General features: G+C 73.0%; 20 protein-coding genes. All 20 read left to right on the top strand.

Annotation, left to right across the window (positions count from 1 at the left end; genetic code table 11):
• A partial coding sequence (gene mltG, locus ABD54_RS15890; RefSeq protein ID WP_235432079.1) for an endolytic transglycosylase MltG occupies nt 1–1,879 on the top strand: 1,879 nt, incomplete at its 5' end.
• Between the two features lie 12 nt (nt 1,880–1,891).
• Nucleotides 1,892–2,728: a shikimate dehydrogenase gene (locus tag ABD54_RS15885; RefSeq protein ID WP_200904120.1), complete on the top strand. Its 837-nt coding sequence runs from the start codon at nt 1,892–1,894 to the stop codon at nt 2,726–2,728.
• Nucleotides 2,729–3,125: 397 nt separating this feature from the next.
• Nucleotides 3,126–3,710, top strand: a complete 585-nt coding sequence (gene infC / locus ABD54_RS15880; RefSeq protein ID WP_082166842.1) for a translation initiation factor IF-3 — start codon at nt 3,126–3,128, stop codon at nt 3,708–3,710.
• A gap of 178 nt (nt 3,711–3,888) precedes the next feature.
• Entirely contained in the window at nt 3,889–4,083 is a 195-nt protein-coding gene (gene rpmI / locus ABD54_RS15875) for a 50S ribosomal protein L35 (protein WP_013154086.1), read from the top strand.
• Between the two features lie 162 nt (nt 4,084–4,245).
• The gene (gene rplT, locus ABD54_RS15870) at nt 4,246–4,617 is read left to right on the top strand and encodes a 50S ribosomal protein L20 (RefSeq protein ID WP_082166841.1); all 372 of its coding nucleotides are present in this window, start codon (nt 4,246–4,248) and stop codon (nt 4,615–4,617) included.
• Between the two features lie 10 nt (nt 4,618–4,627).
• Entirely contained in the window at nt 4,628–5,479 is an 852-nt protein-coding gene (locus ABD54_RS15865) for an RNA methyltransferase (RefSeq protein WP_047870266.1), read from the top strand.
• Nucleotides 5,480–6,015: 536 nt separating this feature from the next.
• Nucleotides 6,016–7,239 (top strand): HAMP domain-containing sensor histidine kinase, encoded by a 1,224-nt coding sequence (locus tag ABD54_RS15860; RefSeq protein ID WP_047870265.1) that lies wholly within the window; start codon nt 6,016–6,018, stop codon nt 7,237–7,239.
• Nucleotides 7,240–7,425: 186 nt separating this feature from the next.
• Nucleotides 7,426–8,544, top strand: coding sequence for a phenylalanine--tRNA ligase subunit alpha (gene pheS, locus ABD54_RS15855; RefSeq protein WP_047870264.1), 1,119 nt, complete (start codon nt 7,426–7,428; stop codon nt 8,542–8,544).
• Nucleotides 8,544–11,030, top strand: a complete 2,487-nt coding sequence (gene pheT / locus ABD54_RS15850) for a phenylalanine--tRNA ligase subunit beta (protein WP_047870263.1) — start codon at nt 8,544–8,546, stop codon at nt 11,028–11,030. The genes pheS and pheT overlap by 1 nt, the downstream gene beginning before the upstream one ends.
• 511 nt (nt 11,031–11,541) lie before the next feature.
• A complete protein-coding gene (locus ABD54_RS15845; protein WP_047870262.1) occupies nt 11,542–12,768 on the top strand; it encodes an aspartate aminotransferase family protein in 1,227 nt (408 codons plus the stop codon).
• Between the two features lie 246 nt (nt 12,769–13,014).
• Complete coding sequence (locus tag ABD54_RS15840) at nt 13,015–13,512, top strand: MarR family winged helix-turn-helix transcriptional regulator (RefSeq protein WP_047870261.1); 498 nt, start codon at nt 13,015–13,017, stop codon at nt 13,510–13,512.
• A gap of 196 nt (nt 13,513–13,708) precedes the next feature.
• Nucleotides 13,709–15,130, top strand: coding sequence for an FAD-binding oxidoreductase (locus tag ABD54_RS15835; protein ID WP_047870269.1), 1,422 nt, complete (start codon nt 13,709–13,711; stop codon nt 15,128–15,130).
• A gap of 656 nt (nt 15,131–15,786) precedes the next feature.
• Nucleotides 15,787–16,815, top strand: coding sequence for an N-acetyl-gamma-glutamyl-phosphate reductase (gene argC, locus ABD54_RS15830; protein WP_047870260.1), 1,029 nt, complete (start codon nt 15,787–15,789; stop codon nt 16,813–16,815).
• Nucleotides 16,812–17,582, top strand: a complete 771-nt coding sequence (locus ABD54_RS15825; RefSeq protein ID WP_047870259.1) for a bifunctional ornithine acetyltransferase/N-acetylglutamate synthase — start codon at nt 16,812–16,814, stop codon at nt 17,580–17,582. Before argC ends, ABD54_RS15825 begins: the two co-directional genes overlap by 4 nt.
• Complete coding sequence (gene argB / locus ABD54_RS15820) at nt 17,579–18,580, top strand: acetylglutamate kinase (RefSeq protein ID WP_047870258.1); 1,002 nt, start codon at nt 17,579–17,581, stop codon at nt 18,578–18,580. The genes ABD54_RS15825 and argB overlap by 4 nt, the downstream gene beginning before the upstream one ends.
• Nucleotides 18,577–19,785, top strand: a complete 1,209-nt coding sequence (locus ABD54_RS15815) for an acetylornithine transaminase (RefSeq protein WP_047870257.1) — start codon at nt 18,577–18,579, stop codon at nt 19,783–19,785. Before argB ends, ABD54_RS15815 begins: the two co-directional genes overlap by 4 nt.
• Before the next feature lie 2 nt (nt 19,786–19,787).
• Nucleotides 19,788–20,735 carry an ornithine carbamoyltransferase gene (gene argF / locus ABD54_RS15810; RefSeq protein ID WP_047870256.1) on the top strand — a complete coding sequence of 316 codons (948 nt, stop codon included), beginning with the start codon at nt 19,788–19,790 and terminating at the stop codon, nt 20,733–20,735.
• The gene (locus ABD54_RS15805; protein WP_047870255.1) at nt 20,732–21,265 is read left to right on the top strand and encodes an arginine repressor; all 534 of its coding nucleotides are present in this window, start codon (nt 20,732–20,734) and stop codon (nt 21,263–21,265) included. The genes argF and ABD54_RS15805 overlap by 4 nt, the downstream gene beginning before the upstream one ends.
• Nucleotides 21,266–21,388: 123 nt before the next feature.
• Nucleotides 21,389–22,807, top strand: a complete 1,419-nt coding sequence (gene argH / locus ABD54_RS15800) for an argininosuccinate lyase (RefSeq protein ID WP_047870254.1) — start codon at nt 21,389–21,391, stop codon at nt 22,805–22,807.
• A 304-nt stretch (nt 22,808–23,111) separates the two neighbouring features.
• Nucleotides 23,112–23,829 (top strand): nitrate- and nitrite sensing domain-containing protein (locus tag ABD54_RS15795; RefSeq protein ID WP_047870253.1); only part of this gene is annotated, 718 nt, incomplete at its 3' end.

Here is a 23,829-nt window from a genome sequence, read left to right as displayed (position 1 = left end):
TCCTCGGACGGGGCGCCGCAGGCGCGGCGCCCCGTCCGAGGAGCCCCCCGCCGCGGCTCCGCCCCCCGAGGAGGAGCCCCGCGGCCGTCGCGCGCGCCGCAGGCGCGGCCGACGCGACGACGAGCCGACGGGCGGCTTCCTGGACGACGCCCCAGAGGACAGCGGCGTCTTCGACTCCGGGACCTTCCCCGGCGTCAGCGGCTCCGCCGACACCGGCGCGTTCGCCGCGGTCGAGGAGGAACCCCGCGCCCGGCGCAGCCGCCGCGCACGCGCCCACCGCGACGCGCGGGACGAGCGTTCCGACGTTCCCGCCGACAGCGGAGCCTTTCCCGGCACCGACGCCTTCGCCGCGTCCCCGGAGCCCGACTCCGGAGCCTTCGAGGCCCAGGACTTCGACGAGGAGCCGCAGGAGGACCCCGAGCCTCGCTCGCGCCGCTCCCGCCGCGGGCAGGCGGAGGAGGACCGGGGAGGCCGTCGCCGCGGCGGGCGCCGCAGGCGCGGCGCCCGCGTGGAGGAGGCCCCGCAGGATGACGAGGAGCCCGGGGAGGAACCCGCCGGGTCCTTCACCGATGAGGCCCCCGAGGAGGAGGCCGAGCCCCGTCCCCGCCGCTCCCGCCGCGCGTCCGCGGCCGACGACGGCGGTCGGCGCGGAGGCCGCCGCAGGCGCGGCCGCCGCGAGGAGCCGGAGGAGGAGCCCGAGGAGGAGGACGAGTACGAGGAGCCCAACCTCGCCGACATCGCCGAGGCCTACGGGGGCGGCCGCAGCAGCCGCAAGAAGGCCAAGGAGCTCAAGAGGGCCCGCGCCAACGCGGGCAAGGGCGGCAGGAAGCGCCGCCGCAGGAGCCGGGCCCTGACGATCGTGCTCGCCCTGGTCCTGCTCCTTGTCGTGGCGGGCGGCGGCTACGCCGTCATCCGAACCTACGTCCTGCCCGCCGACTTCGACGGCCAGGGCAGCGGCGAGACCGTGTTCGTCATCGAGCAGGGCGACGCGGGCTCGGTCGTGGGCGAGAACCTCGCCGACGCCGGGGTCGTGGCCAGCTCCCGGGCGTTCCTCAACGCACTGGACGCCGTCCCCGAGGAGGAGCTCGGCTCCGGGCTGGCCCCCGGCACCTACTCCCTGGCCCAGGGCATGAGCGGAGAGGCCGCCGTGGCCGCCCTGCTCGACCCGGCCAGCCGTGTCGGCGGGCGCGTCACCATCCCCGAGGGGCTGCGCACCGACGGCATCTTCGAGAGGATCTCCGAGGCCACCGACCTGAGCGTGGAGGACCTGGACGCGGCCTACGCCCAGACGGACGAACTCGGCCTGCCCGACTACGCCACCGAGGGGCCCGAGGGCTACCTGTTCCCGTCCACCTACCGGTTCGACCCGGGCTCCGACGCGCTCTCGGTGCTCAAGACGATGGTCACCCAGCACAACCAGGTCGCCGAGGAGATCGACCTGGAGGGCAGGGCCGAGGCGCTGGGCTACGACGCCAACGAGATCATGGCGATCGCGGCCATCGTCCAGGCCGAGACCGGCACCAAGGAGGACATGCCCCTCATCTCCGCGGTCGTGCACAACCGCCTCGAGGAGGGCATGCAGCTCCAGATGGACAGCACGTGCTTCTACGTGCTGGGCGAGGAGGGCACCTTCCTCGACAACGAGCAGCGCGCCTCCTGCGAGGCCGACCCGCGCGGCTACAGCACCTACGGCATGACCGGACTGCCCGCCGGGCCGTTCGTGGCCCCCGGGTTGGACGCCATCGAGGCGGCCCTGGCGCCGGCCGACGAGGACTACCTCTACTTCGCGCTCGTCGACCCCGAGAACGGTCATACCGGCTTCTCCACCACACTGGAGGAGCACAACCAGATGGTGGCCGAGAACCAGGCCGAATGGTAGGGAGACGCTGACATGGGACCGGTGCGCGCCGCCGTCCTGGGCTCGCCGGTGGCCCACTCGCTCTCACCGGTGCTGCACACCGCCGCCTACGCGGCGATGGGCCTGGAGGAGTGGTCCTACGGCCTGCACGAGTGCGGCGAGGAGGAGCTCGCGCCCTTCCTCGCCGGACTCGGCGGGGAGTGGGCCGGGCTGTCCCTGACCATGCCGCTCAAGCGCCGCGCACTGGAACTGGCCGACACGGTCTCCGACCTGGCCCTCCAGGCGGGCGGCGCCAACACCCTGGTCCGCCGGGGGCGGGAGTGGCACGCCCACAACACCGACGTCGCCGGGATCACCGCGGCCCTGGCCGAGGCCGGTGTCGGCGCCCCCCGCAGCGCGGTCGTCCTGGGCGCCGGGGCCACGGCGGCCTCCGCCCTCGTCGCGCTGCGCCTGCTCGGCCTGACCGCGCCGGTCACCGTGCTGGCCCGCGATCCGGCCAGGGCCGGCCAGGTGGCCGCCGCGGCCCGCCGCACGGGCCACCCGCTGGAGGTGGCCCCGCTCGCAGAGGTGGACGAGCACCTGGACGTGGACCTGGTCGTGTCCTCCCTGCCCTCGGGCGCGGCCGACCTCCACGCCGACCTGCTCGCCGCCTCGCGCGCCGACCTGTTCGACGTCGTCTACTCGCCCTGGCCCACCCGCGCCGCGGCGGCCGTCGCGGCGCGCGGCGGCCGTGTGGTCGGCGGCTTCCCCATGCTCCTGCACCAAGCCGTCGAGCAGGTCCGCCTGATGACCGGTGCGGACGACGTGCCCGTGGAGGCCATGCGCTCGGCCGGTGAGGCCGAGCTGGCCCGCCGCTCCGTCTCCGCCTGAGCGCGGTCGGGGAGGTCGTCCGCCCGGGTGGGACGAACCGGCTCCGGGCACTGGTACGATGAGGTATCGACTTGGTCCGGTGTGTCCCACACCGGAGCCGCAAGCGGAGATGATCCTCCCACCTGCCGGGTACCGCCCGCGCAGGTTCCGGCCCGGCGATCGATCGCGCCGCGTTCTGTCGACCGAGCACCCGTGTCCGGGGTGCCCGGTCGCGCGCGACCTCGCTGGGAATAACCGGTCGGATCACCCCGCTTGCAAACGCTGGCGGGGTTTTCGCTGTATGCGGACCCCGACGCGACCGGCGGCCCGACGGACGAGGGCGGCCCGGTCCACACGGCCGTCCACCACCAGGGGGCGACCGGTCCCAGGTAATCCGACATAGCTAGGGAGGGGTCTCATCAGCGCCGAGCCCCGCATCAATGACCGCATCCGGGTTCCCGAGGTCCGTCTCGTCGGACCCAACGGCGAGCAGGTCGGCATCGTCTCCGTGCAGGACGCCCTGCGTCTGGCCCAGGAGGCCGACCTCGACCTCGTCGAGGTCGCACCGACCGCGCGTCCGCCGGTCGCCAAGCTGATGGACTACGGCAAGTTCAAGTACGAGTCCGCGGTCAAGGCCCGCGAGTCGCGCAAGAACCAGTCGAACACGATCATCAAGGAGATCAAGCTCCGCCCGAAGATCGACCCGCACGACTACGAGACCAAGAAGGGTCACGTGGTGCGGTTCCTCAAGAGCGGGGACAAGGTCAAGGTGACGATCATGTTCCGCGGCCGCGAGCAGTCCCGGCCCGAGCTGGGCCGCCGACTGCTGGCGCGCCTGGCCGAGGACGTCCAGGACCTTGGCACCGTGGAGTCGCAGCCCAAGCAGGACGGTCGCAACATGGTCATGGTGATCGGCCCGCACAAGCGGCGGTCCGAGCACAAGGCCGAGGCCCGTGCGGCGGCGGGGGACAAGTCCCGCCGCGAGCAGAGCACGGACGCCTAGCGACGGGGATTCCCCACCGCCCGGTCGCCGACAGGGACCGGGTGGTGGGACGGGTTGCGCGCGCACGGCCCGGGTGCGGTGCACCGGCGCGCGGTGTCCCCGACACAGCAGCGGAAGAACCGTGTCCTCCGCCCCCCGGGGCGGGTGGCACTCCGACGGAGTAGGAGACGACGGCGACATGCCGAAGAACAAGACCCACAGTGGGGCCAAGGACCGCTTCAAGGTCACCGGCTCCGGCAAGATCATGCGCCGCCGTGCCAACAAGAACCACATCCTTGAGCACAAGACCTCCAAGCGCAAGCGCAAGCTGGGCAACGAGGCCGTGCTCTCCCCCGCGGACGCCAAGAACATGCGCAAGCTGCTCGGCAAGTAGTCCCGGGCCCCTCACCTCCGCGGAAGCGCCCGCTCTCCGGCCACGGCCGGTGCGGTGACGGCCCCCGGGAGGGAACCACCGAAGCAACACGGCCGCCGGGTTCGACGCAGCCGGGCCGGTCGGCGCGCCGCGCGCGCCGGAAGAGACAACTAGGGAGTTCCAGTGGCACGCGTGAAGCGGGCTCTCAACGCCAAGAAGAAGCGCAAGGTCGTCCTCGACCGGGCCAGCGGCTACCGCGGTCAGCGCTCGCGCCTGTACCGCAAGGCCAAGGAGCAGATGCTCCACTCGATGACCTACTCCTACCGGGACCGCAAGGACCGCAAGGGGCAGTTCCGTCGCCTGTGGATCCAGCGCATCAACGCCGCCGCCCGCGCCCAGGGCCTGACCTACAACCGCTTCATGCAGGGTCTGAAGCTGGCCGGCGTCGAGGTCGACCGCCGTATGCTCGCCGAGCTGGCGGTCAACGACGAGGCCGCCTTCGCCAGCCTGGTGGAGACGGCCAAGAAGGCCCTCCCCGCCGAGGCCGCGGCCTAGGCGAGCGGTGATGGCGAGCCACGAGTTCACGAGCATCCGCTCACCCAGGATCAAGGGGGTTCGGCGGCTCGCCAAGCGCACCTTCCGCCAACGCGAGCGGCGCTTCCTAGCCGAGGGCCCGCAAGCCGTGCGCGAGGCCCTGGCCGCCGCGGTCGACGGGGCCCGGGGGCGGTCCCCCCACGGAGGGGCCGCCCCCGGAGTGGTCGAGGTCTACGCCACCGCGGAGGCCATGCAGCGCCACATCGACTTGGTGGACGCCGCCCGCGCGGTGGACGTGCCCACCCACAGGGTCAGCCTGGACGTGATGTCGGAGCTGGCCCAGACGGTCACCCCGCAGGGGGTCATCGCCGTCTGCGAGTTCGTCGACGTCCCGCTGGACCGGGTCGGCGACGTCCGCCTCGCGGCCGTGCTCTCCCACGTCCGCGACCCGGGCAACGCCGGCACGGTGCTGCGCACCGCCGACGCGGCCGGCGCCGACGTCGTCATCTTCACCGACGCCTCCGTCGACCCCTACAACGGCAAGTGCGTGCGGGCCTCCGCCGGAAGCCTGTTCCACCTGCCCGTGGTCGTGGGCGTCCCCGTGGCGCGCGCCGTCGACTTCCTGCGCGGCGTGGGCGCGCGGGTGTGGGCCGCGGACGGCAGCGGTCGGCGCGATCTGCACGCCGTCGCTGACAGCGGCGACCTGGACGGCCCGGTCGGCTGGGTTTTCGGCAACGAGGCCTGGGGGCTGCCCGAGGAGACCGTCGCCCTGACCGACGGCGCGGTCAGCGTCCCGATCTACGGCGGGGCCGAAAGCCTGAATCTGGCCACGGCCGCCGCGGTCTGTCTCTACACCACCGCGCGGCAGCAGCGGCGTTCCTGAGTTGGAGCGGACGAGTTCGTATCGTCCCAGCTTACGACACTAATGATTACCCTGAGTGATGGGTTGGCTGCGTTCGCGCCGCTCCCGTGCGCGGGTTCCGCCGTCGGCGCCCGCGCGGATTCCGGGTGCCGCGTTCGTCCGAAGCGCACGTGCACCGGCACCGCGTGCCTATAGGGTCGGGGCCTGGGGATCGCGGAGGGTCCATGCGCGTCGCGCGTAGGGCCCGGTCGGCCTACCCGTGTCGCGGGTGCGACGCCGTGTCCTTCCTGCCCCACCCGGCAGGCTTGACGACATGGTGTGAGCACGCGCCGCTCGCCGGGGCCCGTGATCCCCGTTCCCGGGAGGCGGGGCGTCCGAAGGGGGCTTGTACGCTCGTCTGTCGTCGGGCGCCCGTTCCCGGGCCGCGAGGCGTACCAGGTGGAAGTGCAGGGTAGACAACCTGCGGTGGTGTCCACGGGTGTTGCGGACACGACCGGTCAGCGGTCCTCGGCCCAGGAGCCTGTGGTCGTGGACCTTCAAGGGGAGCGGGGAGAGGCGTGGGCAGCGGCCGGCAGGTGGACCACCCGGCGGAGGACTCGGACAGCGGGACCGCTGACTCCCCGGACGAGCCCGGGCACGGAGCCGGACCGGTCGCGGAGGTCCCCGCCGAGAACGCTCCCGGACCCCGTGCGGGCGACCGCGTACCCGCGGCCCTGTGGGAGGTCGACGGCGGCTCGCCCGCCGGAGCGGGCGGCACCCCGCTGCACGCCGACGACCTGCCCGACGGCGTCGTGGTGGCCGACTCCCGTGGACGCGTCGTACTCTTCAACACTCAGGCCGCCCACGTCCTGGGCGTACCCGCCGAGTCCGCCCTGGGCCGCGACTACCGCGCCGTCCTGCCCTTCCTGGGCATCGACGGCAACGACTGGTGGCAGGCCAGCGACCCCTACGGCGGCGCGCGCGACCGCGTCCGCCAGGCCGAGCGCGCCCTCCTGCTGCCCGACGACCGCGAGGTGCTCGTCGCCGCGCGCTACGTGCGCGCCCGCCCCGGGGGAGAGCTCGTCCGCCTGGTCGTCACCCTCCGGGACGCCTCCGCGCACGCCGAGCGATCCCGCGCCGACCTGGTCTCCGAGGTCGCCCACGAGCTGCGCTCGCCCCTGACCAGTGTCAAGGGCTTCACCTCCACCCTGCTCGCCAAGTGGGAGCGGCTCACCGACAAGCAGAAGCTGTTCATGCTGGAGACGGTCAACGCCGACGCCGACCGCGTCACCCGCCTCATCCACGACCTGCTCGACGTCTCCCGCATAGAGTCGGGCCGGCTGGAGGTGCGCCGCCAGGTGGTGGACCTGCCCGACGCCGTGCGCCGGGTCGTGGCCGGCCGCGTCGCCTCCGGGGAACCGGAGGAGCGCTTCCGGGTCGAGACCCGCGGGGAGCTGCCGCGCATGTGGCTCGACGCCGACAAGATCGAGCAGATCCTGTCCAACCTCGTGGAAAACGGGGTGCGGCACGGCGCTGGTACTGTCAGTGTGGTGATCGAGCCCTGCGAGGGAGGAACAGCGGTGTCGGTGCGCGACGAGGGCCAGGGCATAGCGCCCGAGACCATTCCGCGCGTCTTCCGCCAGTTCTGGCGCAGCAAGCGCCGGGGCGGGACCGGCCTCGGACTGTTCATCGTCAAGGGCCTCGTCGAGGCCCACGGCGGCACGATCACCGTCGGACGCGCCCCCAGCGGCGGCGCGGAGTTCCGATTTACCATGCCCGCCGGGGCACCCGAGTTCGTCTGAGGCACTCAGACCCTCCAGCCTCCCCGGTGGGCGCAACGGCGTGCCCCGGGCTCCGCGACACACGTCCTCTGCCGGGCACGCCCGAAATCCGCCTGTGCTCTTCCTGTCGGCTTCGTCCGCCCCGCCGCGGACCGTGACTGCCGCCCGTCCTCCAAGCCGGGGACGCCAGCGGCGAGGCAACCAACCATGTCTGCACCGAACAATTCCTTCGACCCCGTCGAGGTGACCTCCCTGCACCCCGACGAGGTCGCCCGCATGCGCGAGGAGGCGCTGGCCGCCGTCGAGGCCGCCGCCGACCTCGCCGAACTCAAGGAGGTCCGGCTCGCGCACGCCTCGGACCGCTCCCCGCTGGCCCTGGCCAACCGGGAGATCGGCGCCCTTCCCCCCGCGGCCAAGGCCGACGCTGGCAAGCGTGTGGGCGGCGCCCGGCGCGACGTCGGCCAGGCCCTCAAGGCCCGCCAGGCCGTCCTGGAGGCCGAGCGCGACGAGCGCGTGCTCATCGAGGAGCGCGTCGACGTCACCCTGCCCTGGGGCCGGGCGCCGCGCGGCTCCCGCCACCCGCTGACCACCGTCGCCGAGCGCGTGGCCGACATCTTCGTCGGCATGGGCTTCGAGATCGCCGAGGGCCCCGAGGTCGAGGCCGAGTGGTTCAACTTCGACGCCCTCAACTTCAAGCCCGACCACCCCGCCCGCACCATGCAGGACACCTTCTTCGTGCAGGGCCCCGACGGGGGCGAGTCCGGCCTGGTCATGCGCACCCACACCTCGCCGGTGCAGATCCGCGCACTGCTCTCCCGGGAACTGCCGGTGTACGTGGTCGCGCCCGGCAAGACCTTCCGCACCGACGAGCTCGACGCCACCCACAGCCCAGTCTTCCACCAGTTGGAGGGCCTGGTCGTGGACCGGGGCGTCACCCTGGCCCACCTGCGCGGGGCCATCGACGCCTACGTCGAGGGCGTGTTCGGCGAGGGGCTGCGCACGCGCTTCCGCGCCTCCTACTTCCCCTTCACCGAGCCCTCCGCCGAGGTCGACATGGAGTGCTTCGTGTGCCGGGGCGCCTCCGTGGGCAACCCGGACGCGCCCTGCCGCACCTGCTCCAGCGAGGGCTGGATCGAGATCGGCGGCTGCGGCGTGGTCAACCCCCGCGTGCTCACCGCCGCGGGCGTGGACCCCGAGGTCTACACGGGCTGGGCCTTCGGACTGGGAATCGAACGGACACTGATGTTCGCGCACGGGGTGCGCGACATGCACGACATGGTCGAGGGCGACATCCGCTTCACCTCGGCGTTCGGGAGTGAGAACTGATGCGCGTCCCCCTGAGCTGGCTGCGGGAGTACGTCGACCTCCCGGTCGGCACCACCGCCCGCGAACTCGCCGGCCGCCTCACGCTGGCGGGCCTGGAGGTCGAGACCGTCGACGAGTTCGGCTCCGACGTCACCGGCCCCATCGTGTACGGCCGCGTGCTGGAGATCGAGGAGCTGACCGGGTTCAAGAAGCCCATCCGCTACTGCCGGGTGGACGTGGGCGGGGCCAACGGCACCGGCGAGCCGCAGGAGATCGTCTGCGGCGCCCGCAACTTCTCCGAGGGCGACCTGGTCGTGGTCTGCCTGCCCGGCGCCGAACTGCCCGGCGGCTTCCGGATCGGCGCCCGCAAGACCTACGGCCGGGTGTCGGCCGGCATGATCTGCTCGGCCAGCGAGCTGGGCCTGTGGGAGGACCACAGCGGCATCATCGTGCTGCCCGAGGGCTTCGGCGCGGTGGGCGAGGACGCCATCGGACCGCTCGGCCTGCGCGAGGACGTCCTGGACATCGCCGTCACGCCCGACCGCGGCTACGCGCTGTCCCTGCGCGGCGTGGCCCGCGACGCCGCCGCGCTGTACGGCGTCGACTTCCACGACCCGGCCGACGTCGCCGTCGCCGAGTCCGGCGGCGCGGGCCACCCCGCCGAGATCGACCCGGCCCTGTGCGACCGGTACGTCCTGCGCGGCGCCACCGGGTTCGACCCCGACGCGCCCAGCCCGCTGTGGATGAAGCGCCGCCTGCACCAGTGCGGCGTGCGCCCCGTCTCCCTGGCCGTCGACGTCACCAACTACGTGATGCTCGAACTCGGCCAGCCGCTGCACGCGTGGGACCGCGCCCGACTGCGGGGCGCCCTGCGGGTGCGCGCCGCCGAGGCGGGGGAGAAGCTGGAGACCCTGGACCACGTCCAGCGCTCCCTGGACACCGACGACATCGTCATCGCCGACGACAGCGGCCCGGTCAACATCGCCGGGGTCATGGGCGGCCTGACCACGGAGATCTCCCTGAACAGCACCGAGGTGCTGATCGAGGCCGCGCACTTCGACGCCATGCACATCGCCCGCGCCTCGCGGCGCCACCAGCTGTCCTCGGAATCCTCCCGCCGCTTCGAGCGGGGCGTGGACTCGGCCGTGCAGTTGGCCGCCGCCACCCGCGCGGTCGAGCTGCTCGCGGAGCTGGGCGGGGCCACCGTCGAGACCGCCTACACCCACCTGGACCGCACCGCCGCGCGCGAGCCGGTCACGGTGCTGGCCTCCCACGCGGGCGCCGTCGCCGGGGTGGACTACCCCGAGGGCACCACGCGGCGCTGGCTACGCGCCGTCGGCTGCGAGGTGGAGGCCGACGGGGACCTCCTGAAGGTCGTTCCGCCCAGTTGGCGACCCGACATCACCGACCCCAACGACCTCGCCGAGGAGGTCATCCGCTTCGAGGGCTACGAGAACATCCCCTCGATCCGCCCGCGCGCCTCGGGCCGGGGCCTGACCGCGAGCCAGCGCCTGCGCCGCGCGGTCGGCCGCACCCTTGCCGGGGCCGGCTTCCACGAGGTGCTGAACTACCCCTTCGTCGGCGAGCGCGACCTCGACGGCCTGCAGTTGGCGGCCGACGACGACCGCCGCGTCGTCCTGCGCCTGGCCAACCCGCTCAACGAGGGCGAGCCGCTGCTGCGCACCACGCTGCTGCCGGGCCTGTTCAAGGCGCTGGCGCGCAACGCGGGCCGCGGGTTCACCGACGTGGCCCTGTACGAGACGGGCCTGGTCTACCGGCCCAGGCCCGGCGCCCCCCGCGCGCCCATGCTCGCCGTGGACCGCGGGCCCGACGCCGAGGAGCTGGCCCGGATCGAGGCCGCCCTGCCGGACCAGCCGCGCCGGGTGGGCGCGGTGATCTCCGGCAACGCCGAACGCGCCGGATGGTGGGGCCCGGGCCGGGAGGCCGGCTGGGCCGACGCGATCCAGACCGCGCGCGACGTCGCCCGCGTAGCCGGGGTCGATCTGGAGGTCGAGGCCGACCAGCACGCCCCGTGGCACCCGGGCCGCTGCGCCGCGCTGTACGCGCGCGTTGACGGCGAGCGCCTGCTCGTGGGCCACGCCGGAGAGCTGCACCCGCGCACCGTCCAGGCTTTCGGGCTGCCCGAGCGCACGGCCGCGGTGGAGGTCGAACTCGACCGGATCGAGCGGGCCCGCACCCCGGTCACCGCGCCGGAGATCTCCACGTACCCGGTGGCCACGCAGGACGTGGCCCTGGTCGTGGACTCCTCGGTGCCGGTCGGGCGGGTCAGCGACGCGCTGGCCGAGGGCGCCGGTGAACTGCTGGAGAGCGTGCGCCTGTTCGACGTCTACACCGGCGACCAGGTCGGCGAGGGCAGCAAGTCGGTGGCCTTCGCCCTGCGCTTCCGGGCCGCCGACCGGACGCTGACGGCGGAGGAGGCCGGAGCGGCGCGCGACTCGGCCGTCGCCCGGGCGACCGAGCGCACGGGGGCCGTCCTGCGCGGCTGACGCGGAGGACCGTTCCGCGCGGCCGAGGCGCGCGTGTTCGGGCCGGGGCGGGGCCGGTCACTTGCCGAGTACGGGGGTGGCCGGCCCCGCCCCCGTGTGCGCGCGGGACCGCGCGCCGTGTGTGGCGCGGAGGTCGCACACCGTCACGCCACGCCAGACGTGTCGGTGAAAGCTCCGCCGGCGGGCCCGGATGCCAGATTGTTTTTCGGCGAGTTCTTCCAGCCCAGTAAGGGTTTTGGCGCTGACCCCCGAGGGTAGCCGGCATGAAGTTTGTGTTTCGGGGCATGGATCTTCGTTTTGGCTCTTGCTGTGAGGCGGGTCGCACGCTTAGCCTGCAAGCACCTGCCAACAACGGGCGCCCGTGTGCAGGCTGGATCAACCTGAGTTTTCCACTGCGCTCTCGCGCATGACACGGCTCGGAGGTCGCCATATGACCGAAACGGTTGTCTCGTCCGCACTCGCTCCCACGCAACAGCGGGAGCCCAGTCGCCTCTGGCACACCTTCTGCGATATGAACACGGTGGTCAGGGGTCCGGAGTTCATGGTCGCCCGAGCCGAGGGCGTATGGCTCTGGGACACCTCCGGCGACCGCTACCTGGACGGCACGGCCAGCCTCTGGTACTGCAATGTCGGCCACGGCCGCACCGAGATCGCGGACGCGGTCCACCGCCAGATCAGCACCCTGGACGCCTACACGGTCTACGGGGACTTCGCCAACGGGCCCGCCGTGGAACTGTGCGAGCGTCTGGCCTCGCACGCCCCGGTGGCAGACCCGCGGGTGATCCTGACCTGCGGGGGAGGGGAGTCCATCGACACGGCCGCCAAGCTGGCGCGGCGGTACTGGGCGGTGACCGGCCAGCCCGCGCGCACCCACCTGATCAGCCGGACCGGCGGCTACCACGGTCTGCACGGGTTCGGCACGAGCATCTCGGGCATGGACCGGTTCCGCAGCGGCTACGGCAAGCTGGTCGAGGACACCTCCGTGGTGCCCCACGACTCGGCCGAGGCCCTGGAAGCGGAGATCCTCAGGGTCGGCCCCGAGCGGGTCGCCGCCTTCTTCGCCGAACCGGTGGTCGGCGCGGGCGGGGTCTTCCTGCCGCAGGAGAACTACTTCGCCGAGGTGTCGCGGATCTGCCACAAGTACGGCGTGCTGTTCGTCGTGGACAGCGTCATCTGCGGTTTCGCCCGGATGGGGAACTGGTTCGGCATCGAGCGCTTCGGTGTCGACCCGGACATGATCGTCTTCGCCAAGGGCGTCTCCAGCGGGTACCTGCCGCTGGGCGGCGTCGTGGTCAGCGGACGTGTGGCCGACCCCTTCTACAACGGCGAGGGCAACCCGTTCCTGCACGGGACCACCTACGCCGGGCACCCGACGGCGTGCGCGGCGGCGATGGCCAACCTGGACATCCTGGAGCGCGAGGACCTGTTCACGGTGTCGCTGGAGATCGAGCGCCAACTGGACGGCGCCCTGCGCGGTCTGGCCGACCACCCGATGGTGGCCGAGGTCCGCTCGGGCCTGGGCGTCATGGGCGCGGTGGAGCTCACCGAGGAGGCCCTGAGCGGCCGCGGGATCACCACCCAGGAGGTGTTCGCCGAGGCGCGGGCGCGCGGCGTGATCGTACGTCCGATTCCCACGGCGCTGCTCGTCTCTCCGCCGCTCATCATCACCTGGGAGCAGATCGACCACATGGTGTCCACCCTGGCGGCCGCGCTGGACGCGGTCGCGGCCCGGCACTGACCACGGGGCCCCGCCGTGTCCCCGGCGGGGCCCCGTGGAGGAAACCCCCTTCCGAGGCCGCCTTCCTCCGACCGCCTCCCGCAGCCGACTTCCCGACCCGGTGCGTGACTCCGCGCGCCGGGTGTGACGTGTTCGGGACAAATCCACTGGGCGAAACGTCCCGCGTCGAGTAAAATTTACTGGGAAGATATTTCTTGTGGGTGAGATGCGCGTGGGCGTCCGCCCGGGGAGGAACGGGTAACGGACATGACCACAGAGCCGATGGAGGCCACGGGCAGGGCGAGCGGGGCGGGCGGCGCCACGAGCGACGACGACCTCATCACCGCGTGGGGGCTGGTCCACGAGGCCATGAACGTCGTCCAGCCCAAGCTCCTGGGCGGCATCACCCCGGACGGCAAGGACATGGCCGGGCCGTGGTTCGAGGTGCTCATACGTCTCCAGCGCACGCCCGGCCACCGCCTGCCCATGAGCCGCCTGGCCCGTGAGGTCAGCCTGAGCACGGGCGGGTTCACCAAGCTCGCGGACCGCCTGGAGCGCGAGGGCTATCTGGAACGGGAGAACTGCGCCTCGGACCGCCGGGTCGTCTACGCCGTCCTCACCGACAGTGGACTGGACTTCATCGGCCAGGCGCGCACCAGACACGTCGAGCGGCTGCGCGAACACGTCCTGGGCCCGCTCGGCGAGGACGGTGTGCGCCGACTCGCCGCCATCGCGCGTACGCTCCGTGACAGCTCCTGCTGCTGACGGCGCGTTCACCTCGGAACTCTCGGTAGCCGAATTCGCGCTCCGCCGGTGCGCCACCGGACCCGGATGCGGGGAGGCCATCCCACCGACCGCTGTTCCCGTGTAGGTTGGCGGAAGTTCGTGGGTCCCGCGGGGTGGACCGTGAGCGCACAGTTTTTCGGGGGGAATCATGGGACTGTTCACCACTGCCGCGCAGATGAGAGCGATTCCACGGTCCTCGCGCTTCGCCAACGGAGGCGTCTCCTTCTGGTTCCGCGAGACCGGGCTCCCCGAGCGCCGCGCACCCCTGCCCGGCACCGCCGACTACGACGTCTGCGTGGTCGGAGCCGGGTACACGGGCCTGTGGACCGCCTACTACCTGAAGAAGGAGCAGCCGGACCTGCGCGTGGCGGTGGTCGAACGTGAGTTCGCAGGTTTCGGCGCCTCGGGCCGCAACGGAGGGTGGCTGTCCGCGGAGTTCGCGGGCTCCCGCGAGCGTTACGCGCAGTCACACGGCAAGGCCGCGATGGTCGCCCTGCAGCGGGCGATGATGGACACCGTGACCGAGGTTGTCTCAGTCGCCGAGACCGAGGGCGTCGACGCCGACGTCGTCCGCGGCGGTATGCGCCTGGTGGCGACCAACGCCGCCCAGCGCCAGCGCCTGGCCGAGGACATCGAGTACCTCCAGGAGTGGGGCTACTGGCCCGACGACATCCACCTGCTCGACGGCGAGCGCGAGCCCCGGCTGTCGGTGTCGGGAGCCGTGGCCTGCGCCTACTCCCCGCACGCCGCCCGGGTGCAGCCCGCCAAGCTGGTCACGGGGCTGGTCCGGGTGGTGGAGGACCTGGGCGTGGCCGTCTTCGAGGGCACCGAGGTGGAGGAGATCCGCCCCCGCCAGGGCGCGGCCCGCCCGGCGGTCGTCACCGCGCACGGCACCGTCTACGCCGACCACGTCGTGCGCGCCACCGAGGGCTTCACCTCCACCCTTCGCGGCCAGCGCCGTGACTGGCAGCCGGTCAACTCCTCGATGATCGTCACCGAGCCCGTTCCCGCCGAACTGTGGGAGAAGATCGGCTGGGAGGGCCGGGAGCTGCTGGGCGACACCGCCCACTCCCACGTCTACGCCCAGCGCACGGCCGACGACCGCATCGCGATCGGCGGACGCGGCGTCCCGCACCGCTTCGGCTCGGCCCAGGAGGAGGAGGGCGCCACCCAGCCGCAGGCCATCGCCGAACTGTGGCGGGCGCTCACCCGCATGTTCCCCGACGTGGCCGACGTGCCGGTCGAGCACGCCTGGTCCGGTGTGCTGGGGGTGCCGCGCGATTGGCGCCCCACCGTTCACCTGGACACCGAGACCGGCCTGGGCTGGGCGGGCGGCTACGCGGGCAGCGGAGTCGCCGCCAGCAACCTGGCCGGGCGCACCCTGCGCGACCTGGTCCTGCGCCGTGAGACCGACCTGACCCGCCTGCCGTGGGTGGGGCACCACGACCGCGGCTGGGAGCCCGAACCCCTGCGCTGGGTGGGCACGCAGGTCATCCACGGGCTGTACCGCAGCGCCGACCGCCGCGAGTCGCGGACCGAGGACAAGGCGCACACCTCGCGCCTGGCCGGGATCGCCACCCGCATCTCGGGCCGCTGAAGCGGTCCGCGGCTCCCCCTGACAGCGCGTGGCATCCGAAGTGCGTTCGACGTCATGACCATGATTCCCGAGGCGCCCTTCTCCGGGCTCACCAAGCCCAAGCCCGCCGAGTCCCGTCGCGCATGAACTGCGCCTGCGACGGAGGGGCGACGTTGACCCGGCGCCGCGCGGGTCCGAGGCGGGCCAGCAGCGCACCGAGATGGCGGAGATCGTGTCGCCCCACCGCCGGGGGCGGCGAATGGGAAGTCCCTTTCACGGGCGAACGGGGCGGCGAACGGTTGGGAGGAACTCTGTTCCCAGGCGCCGGGTGACACGGCGGACGCGCGGGAGACCATGCGCCGTGCCCCCTGCCGGTGGAACGAGCCCGCCGCCACCACTCGCGCTGAGTCCGTGCGACGGGGCTGCTGAGGGGCAGGGGATGTCCTCGTAGGCGGATCGAGGTCACCAGCGGCGACGGGGTCCGGTAGCTGTCCGACGAACAGCACCGGACGGTGTGGGCCGACTGCGCCGGTCCGCGCCGTCCCGAGCGCACCGGGCAGTCGGACGGCCCCCTGACGAGACCCCGCCCACATCGGGAGGGGCCTCGGCCGATCTGGTTGCATACATTTGCATGTGAGTGCATGATAGTTCAGTCGAACTGATCAGGGGGCACCACCATGGGACACACAGCGGCCATCGCCGGAGCCAGCGGCTACGCGGGAGGCGAACTGCTGCGCCTGCTCCTGGGACACCCCGAGATCTCGATCGGCGCGGTCACCGCCGGAGGCAACGCCGGGACGCCCCTCATCCAGCACCAGCCGCACCTGCTGCCGCTGGCCGACCGGACCCTGGCGCCCACCACCGTCGAGGAGCTGCGCGGACACGACGTCGTCTACCTGGCCCTCCCGCACGGCCAGTCCGCCGACATCGCCCAGCAGCTCGGCGACGACACCCTCGTGGTCGACTGCGGCGCCGACTTCCGCCTCCACGACGCCGCAGCCTGGGAACGCTTCTACGGCACCCCCCACGCCGGAACCTGGCCCTATGGTCTCCCCGAACTCCCCGGACAGCGCGAACGACTCACCGGAGCCCGCCGCGTCGCCGTCCCCGGCTGCCACGTCACCGTCGCCACACTGGCCCTCTTCCCGGGACTGGCCGAGCAGCTCGTCGAACCCGACCTGACCGTCGTCGCCGTGACCGGCACGTCCGGCGCGGGCAAGGCCCCCAAGCCCAACCTCGTCGGCAGCGAGGTCATGGGCGCCCTCAGCCCCTACGGGGTCGGCGGCGCCCACCGGCACAACCCGGAGATCGTCCAGAACCTCACCGCGGTCACCGGCGAACCGGTCAGGCTCTCCTTCACCCCGGTCCTGGCCCCGCTGCCCCGCGGCATCCTGGCCACCTGCACCGCCCCCCTGAAGGAGGGCGTCACCGCCGAGCGGATCCGCGCGGCCTACCAGACCGCCTACGCAGACGAGCCCTTCGTCCACCTGCTCCCCGAGGGCACCTGGCCCAGCACCGCCATGACACTGGCCGCCAACACCACCCTCGTGCAGGTCACCGTAGACCCCGACGCGGGCCGCATGGTCGCCGTCGCCGCCCTGGACAACCTCACCAAGGGCACCGCGGGCGGCGCCGTCCAGAGCACCAACCTCGCCCTCGGCCTGCCCGAGGACACCGGCCTCCCGCTCGCGGCGGTCGCCCCGTGAGCGTCACCGCGCCCCGGGGCTTCCGCGCGGCCGGGGTCGCCGCCGGACTCGGGGACGGCGGCGTCCGGGACGTCGCCGTGGTCGTCAACGACGGCCCCTCCCGTGCCGCCGGAGCCGTCTTCACCGCCGCCGAGGACAGGGCCGCCCCCGTCCTGTGGTCCCAGCAGGTCCTCTCCGGCGAACGCGTGCGCGCCGCCGTCATCGACTCCGGCGGGGGCGACACGGGATTCCAGGACGTCCACGCCGCGGCCGAGCACACCGCGGACCTGCTCGACGACTCCGCCGCCGAGGTCGTGCTCTGCTCCGCCGGCCCCGCGGGTAGGCGCAGCGGTTCGGGCGCCCTGCTCCGGGGTGTCACCGCCGCCCTGGCCCAGGCCTCGCGCGGCGGCGGACTGGACGCCGCCGACGCGATCCGCACCACCGACACCGTCGCCAAGATCGCCTTCCGGCGCGGCGACGGCTACACCGTCGGCGCCATGGCCAAGGGCCCGGACGCCTCCCTGTCCACCGCGCTGTGCGTGCTCACCACCGACGCCGACGTCACCGCCGACCAGTGCCGGCGCCTGCTCGCCGACGCCGTCGCCGCCTCCCTCGCCCCCCTGGCGGCCACCAACGACACCGTGCTGCTCATGGCCAGCGGAGCCAGCGGCACGTCCCCCCGCGAGGACGACCTCGCCGAACTGCTCACCGAGGTGCTGGCCGAGCTGGCCACCCAGCTTCGCGCCGACACCCCCGCCACCGACCACGACCGGGCCCAGAACTCATGATCGCGCGCTCACCCCACACCACCGACGACCCGGACAGGGCCCACGCCCTGGACAAGGCGGCCCACCTCATCGAGGCGCTGCCCTGGCTCTCCCGCTTCCACGGCCGCACCGTCGTGGTCAAGTACGGCGGCAACGCCATGATCAGCGAGGAACTGCGGGCCCGCTTCGCCGAGTCCGTCGTCTTCCTGCGCTACGCGGGCCTGCGCCCCGTCGTCGTGCACGGCGGCGGCCCCCAGATCAGCGCCCAGCTCGAACGCGCCGGAGTGGAGTCCACCTTCACCGCCGGGCTGCGAGTGACCACCGACGAGGCCATGGACATCGTCCGCATGGTCCTCACCGGCCAGGTCAACCGCGAGATCGTCGGCCTGGTCAACCAGCACGGCCCCTTCGCCGTCGGCATGTCCGGCGAGGACGCCAACCTGCTGTCCGCCGTGCGCAAGACCGTCGAGGTGGACGGCGAGACCGTCGACATCGGCCGCGTCGGAGAGATCACCGGGGTCGACCCCGGAGCCGTCGCCGCGCTCCTGGACGACGGCCGCGTCCCCGTGGTCTCCAGCGTCGCCCGTGCCGACGACGGCGGCGTCTACAACGTCAACGCCGACACCGCCGCCTCCGCCCTCGCGGTGGCCCTGGGCGCCAGCAAGCTCATCGTGCTCACCGACGTCGAGGGCCTGTTCGCCGACTACCCCAGCAACACCGAGCTCATCAGCCGCCTGAACGTCGACGAACTGCGCGCTCTGCTGCCCTCCCTGTCGTCGGGGATGCTCCCCAAGATGGAGGCGTGCCTGCACGCAGTGGAGGGCGGCGTCCCCCAGGCCCACATCATCGACGGCCGTGTGCCCCACTCCCTGCTCCTGGAGGTCTTCACCGACCAGGGCGTGGGCACCATGGTCGCCGACGAGGAGCTGGAGGCCGCCCTGCTCGCGGGCAACGGCCACACCCCGCGCCCCTGGCGCGGCAACCACACCACCGTCACCAACGCAGGAGGCGCACAGTGACCAGCGGTTCCCACCTGCGCGAGCGCTTCGCGGCCTCGCTCATGCCCAACTACGGTGTCCCGCCCGTCGCCCTCACCCTCGGGCGCGGCTGCGAGGTCTACGACGCCGACGGCCGCCAGTACCTCGACCTCATCGCCGGGATCGCCGTCTCCAGCCTCGGACACGGGCACCCCGCCCTGGTCAAGGCGGTCGCCCACCAGGCGGCCACCCTCGCCCACACCAGCAACCTGTTCGTCCACGAACGCGAGGTCCAACTCGCCGAGCGTCTGATCGCCCTGGTGGGCGGCGACGCCAAGGTCTTCTTCGCCAACTCGGGCACCGAGGCCAACGAGGCCGCGCTCAAACTGGTCAAGCGCGCCGCCGGGCCCGGCCGCCACTACTTCGTCGCCGCGTCCCACGGCTTCCACGGCCGCACCTCCGGAGCCCTCGCCCTCACCGGCAAGGACGCCATCCGCGAGCCCTTCGGCCCCTACGGCATGGACGTGCGCTTCGTCCCCCACGGCGACTTGGACGCCCTCGCCGAGGCCGTCGACGAGCACTGCGTCGCGGTGTTCACCGAACCCACCCAGGGCGAAGCCGGGGTCGTCCCCGCCCCCGAGGGCTACCTCGACGGAGTCCGGAGGATCTGCGACGACACCGGCGCCGCCTTCGTCCTCGACGAGATCCAGAGCGGCATCGGCCGCACGGGCCGCTGGTTCGCCCACCAGGCCGAGGACGTGCGCCCCGACGTGCTCACCCTCGCCAAGGGTCTGGGCGGCGGCCTGCCCATCGGCGCCTGCGTCGGCTTCGGCCGCTACGCCGACGCCTTCGCCAAGGGCGACCACGGCTCCACCTTCGGCGGCAACCCGGTGGCCTGCGCGGCGGCCCTCGCCGTCCTCGACACCATCGAGAGCGAGAACCTGCTCGCCCACACCGCCGTCATGGGCGACCTGCTCGCCGAGCAGATCGACTCCATCGACCACCCCCTGATGGCCGGACAGCGCGGCAGCGGGCTGTGGCGGGCCCTGGAGCTCACCGCGCCGCACGCCGCCCACGTGCAGGAACAGGCGGCCGTCCGCGGCTTCCTCGTCAACGCCGTGGCGCCCGACGCGGTCCGGATCGCCCCGCCCCTGGTCATCACACCCGAACAGATCGGCCTGTTCATCGAGGCGCTGCCCACCATCCTGGACGCCGCCGAGGCCGCAGCCACGAAGGAGCAGCAGTAGCCGTGACCCGCCACTTCCTGCGCGACGACGACCTGACCCCGGACGAACAGGCCCGGGTCCTCGACCTCGCCGACGACATGAAGAAGGACCGCTTCGGCCACCGGCCGCTCGCCGGTCCGCGCACCGTCGCCCTGATCTTCGACAAGCCCTCCACCCGGACCAGGCTGTCCTTCGCCGTGGGCGTGGCCGACCTGGGCGGCAGCGCCCTGGTCCTGGACACCGCCAGCACGCAGATGGGCCGCGGCGAACCCCTGGAGGACACCGCCCGAGTCCTGGAACGCCAGGTCGCCGCCGTCGTGTGGCGCACCTTCGCCCAGCGCGACCTGGAGACCCTGGCCGCCCACATCTCCGTCCCGGTGGTCAACTCCCTCACCGACGAGTTCCACCCCTGCCAGATCCTGGCCGACCTCCAGACCGTCCGCGAGCACAAGGGCGACCTGGCCGGACTCACCCTCGCCTACCTGGGCGACGGCGCCAACAACATGGCCCACTCCTACCTGCTCGGCGGCGCCACCGCCGGACTCCGCGTGCGCGTCGGCGCACCCGAGGGACACCAACCCGATCCCGCGGTGGTCGCGCGAGCCGCCGAGATCGCCGCCACCACCGGCGGGTCGGTCACGGTCACCGCCGACGCCCGCGAGGCCGCCCGGGGGGCCGACGTCCTGGCCACCGACACCTGGGTGTCCATGGGCCAGGAGGACGAGGCCGCCGACCGCGAGGCCCCCTTCCGCCCCTACGCGATCGACGCCGACCTGCTCGCCACCGCCCACCCCGGCGCGATCGTCCTGCACTGCCTGCCCGCCTACCGAGGCAAGGAGGTCTCCGCCGAGGTCATCGACGGGCCGCAGAGCGTGGTCTGGGACGAGGCCGAGAACCGCCGCCACGCCCAGAAGGCGCTGCTCGCCTTCCTGCTCGAGGCCAGCGACAACCCCGGGGCCCTTCACCCATGACGGCGGAGAACGGCGGCACGGCACCGATGACCAAGGCGGCCAGACACGCCCGGATCACCGACGTCCTCACCCGAGAGGACGTCAGGTCCCAGGGCGAGCTGGCCAGGCGCCTGTCCGAGGCGGGCGTCCAGGTCACCCAGGCCACCCTCTCCCGGGACCTGGACGAACTGGGCGCCGTCAAGCTCCGCACCGCCGACGGCCACCTGGTCTACGTGCTGCCGGGGGAGGGGGGCGAACGCCTCCAGCGCACCCGCCCCGACAGCCTCGACCTGGAACAGGTCTCCGGCGCGCGCCTGACCCGGCTCGCCGAGGACCTGCTGGTCTCGGCCGAGGCCTCCGCCAACATGGTCATCGTCCGAACCCCGCCCGGTGCGGCCCAGTACCTGGCCTCGGCCATCGACCACACCGACTTCCACACCATCCTGGGCACCATCGCTGGGGACGACACCATCCTGGTCATCTCCCGCGACCCCCAGGGCGGAGAGGACCTGGCCGCAGCCCTCCTGCGACTGGCCGACCGCAGACCGTAACCTCGTGCGAGGACGTCACGGGCCCCGCCGGGACCGCAGGGCCCCGCGTCCGCGCACGTAGCACCCGAGCGGTACGGGACAGTGGCCCCGCACCGCCGCACCACACGTCAAGGAGAGACCACCATGGCCGACCAGCCCGAGGCGCTGCGCCTGTGGGGAGGCCGTTTCGAGGGCGGCCCCGACCAGGCCCTGGCGCGCCTGTCGCTGAGCACCCACTTCGACTGGCGCCTGGCCCGCCACGACATCGCCGGATCGCGTGCCCACGCCCGCGCACTGCACCGGGCGGGTCTGCTCACCGCCGACGAGCTGGACCGCATGATCGAGGGCCTGGACCGGCTTGAGGCCGACGTGGCCTCCGGGGCGTTCACCCCCGTCCTGGAGGACGAGGACGTGCACACCGCCCTGGAGCGCGGCTTCATCGAGCGGGTCGGCACCGAACTGGGCGGGAGGCTGCGCGCCGGGCGCTCCCGCAACGACCAGATCGCCACCCTCGTGCGCATGTACCTGCGGGAGGAGGCCCGTCAGATCGCCGACCAGCTCCTGGACCTGGTGCGGGCCCTGGCCGACCAGGCCGCGGCCCACCCGGACGCCGCCATGCCCGGCCGCACACACCTCCAGCACGCCCAGCCCGTGCTGCTCGCCCACCAGCTCATGGCGCACGCCTGGCCCCTGGTGCGCGACGTCGAGCGGCTGCGCGACTGGGACCGCCGCGCCGCGGTGTCCGCCTACGGCTCCGGCGCGCTGGCCGGGTCCTCCCTGGGGCTGGACCCCGGCGCGGTCGCCGCCGAGCTGGGCTTCCCCGACTCGGTGGACAACTCCATCGACGGCACCGCCTCCCGCGACGTCGTCGCCGAGTTCGCCTTCGTCACCGCCATGATCGGCGTGGACCTGTCCCGGCTCTCGGAGGAGGTCATCCTGTGGGCGACGAAGGAGTTCTCCTTCGTCACCCTCGACGACGCCTTCTCCACCGGCTCCTCGATCATGCCCCAGAAGAAGAACCCCGACGTCGCCGAACTCGCCCGCGGCAAGGCCGGGCGCCTCGTCGGCGACCTCACCGGGCTGCTCACCACCCTCAAGGGGCTCCCGCTGGCCTACAACCGGGACCTGCAGGAGGACAAGGAGCCGGTCTTCGACGCGGTGGACACCCTCCACCTGCTGCTGCCCGCGATGACCGGCATGGTCGCCACCCTCACCTTCCACACCGACCGGATGGCCGAACTCGCCCCGCAGGGCTTCTCCCTGGCCACCGACATCGCCGAGTGGCTGGTGCGCGAGCGCGTGCCCTTCCGGGAGGCGCACGAGATCGCGGGCGCCTGCGTGCGCGTGTGCGAGGAGCGCGGCATCGACCTGCCCGACCTGGGCGACGACGACCTCGCAGCCGTGTCCGAGCACCTGACCCCGGCCGTGCGCGAGGTCCTCAGCGTGTCCGGATCACTGGCGTCGCGCTCCGACAAGGGCGGCACCGCCCCCGTGCGCGTGGCCGAGCAGTTGGAGAAGCTGCGCTCGGACATCGAGGAACACCGCAAGGCATTCACCGCCTGAGCCCCGCCGCAGCCACGCACGGGCGCGCCGACCCCGCCGGGGGCGTCGCGCCCGTACGCGTTCGCGGGTCCCCCCACGGCGACCGCGTCCACGGCCCCCGCTCCCACGTCACACCCATTTTGGAATTCGCCCGGCACCCGCCGTGAGAGTGCGGTAGCGTCCTGATTCTGCGGGCACCAGGCGTGGTCTGCCCTGTGCGAACCGTGACGCCCCCTCGGCGCGCGGCACTTTCGGCGCATCCGCGCGTCGTGCGGTGCGACCCACGTCCGCCAGGCGCCCGCGACCAGTCCGTGGGAGGAAGGCAATGGGGAACACGGGAGGCACCGGCCGCAGTGCCATCAGGGCTCAGATCAACAGGATCGTACTGATCCCCAGCATCACCTTCCTGGCGCTGTTCGTCGTCCTCAGCACGGCCACACTCGTCCAGGCCGTGTCACTGCGCTCCTCGGTCGGCGACGGCCGCGCCGGGATCAGGCTCGCCGAGGCGCTCACCCTCCTCCAGGAGGAGCGCCGCCTGAGCGCCGCCTACCTCGCCGACCCCGCCGAGGAGGGCCGCGCCGCCCTGTCCGACACGGTCTCGCGCACCGATGAGGCGCTCGCCCCCGTCCAGGACCTGCGCGGCACCATCGCAGACCGGGACGACCCGGACACCGAACCCCTCGCCGAGGACTTCTTCACCTCCCTGACGGAGGTCACGGAGCTGCGCGCCCAGAACCTCGCCGAACCCGGCTCCGCCGAGGACGCCCTCACCGTCTACACCACCGCGATCGGGCAGGGCATCCGCCTCTACGCCAGCACCACCCGCTCCCTCGACAACGGGCCCGCCACCGCCGAGGCCGCCGCCGTCACCGACCTGATGTGGGCCCAGGAGAGCTTCAGTCACGCCGACGCCCTCATCGCGGCCGCGCTCGCCGAGGACTCCCTCGACCGCTCCCAGCAGGCACAGGTCGCCGCGCTCACCGCCGACGCCCGCCACCGCGTCGACATGGCCCCTCCCGGCCCCGCCGCCGACGACGGCGAAC

Origin of the sequence: Nocardiopsis sp. RV163 (assembly GCF_001029525.1) — a bacterium.
In the GTDB taxonomy this organism is placed as follows: domain Bacteria; phylum Actinomycetota; class Actinomycetes; order Streptosporangiales; family Streptosporangiaceae; genus Nocardiopsis; species Nocardiopsis dassonvillei.
This window is presented reverse-complemented; position numbering and strand designations above follow the sequence as displayed.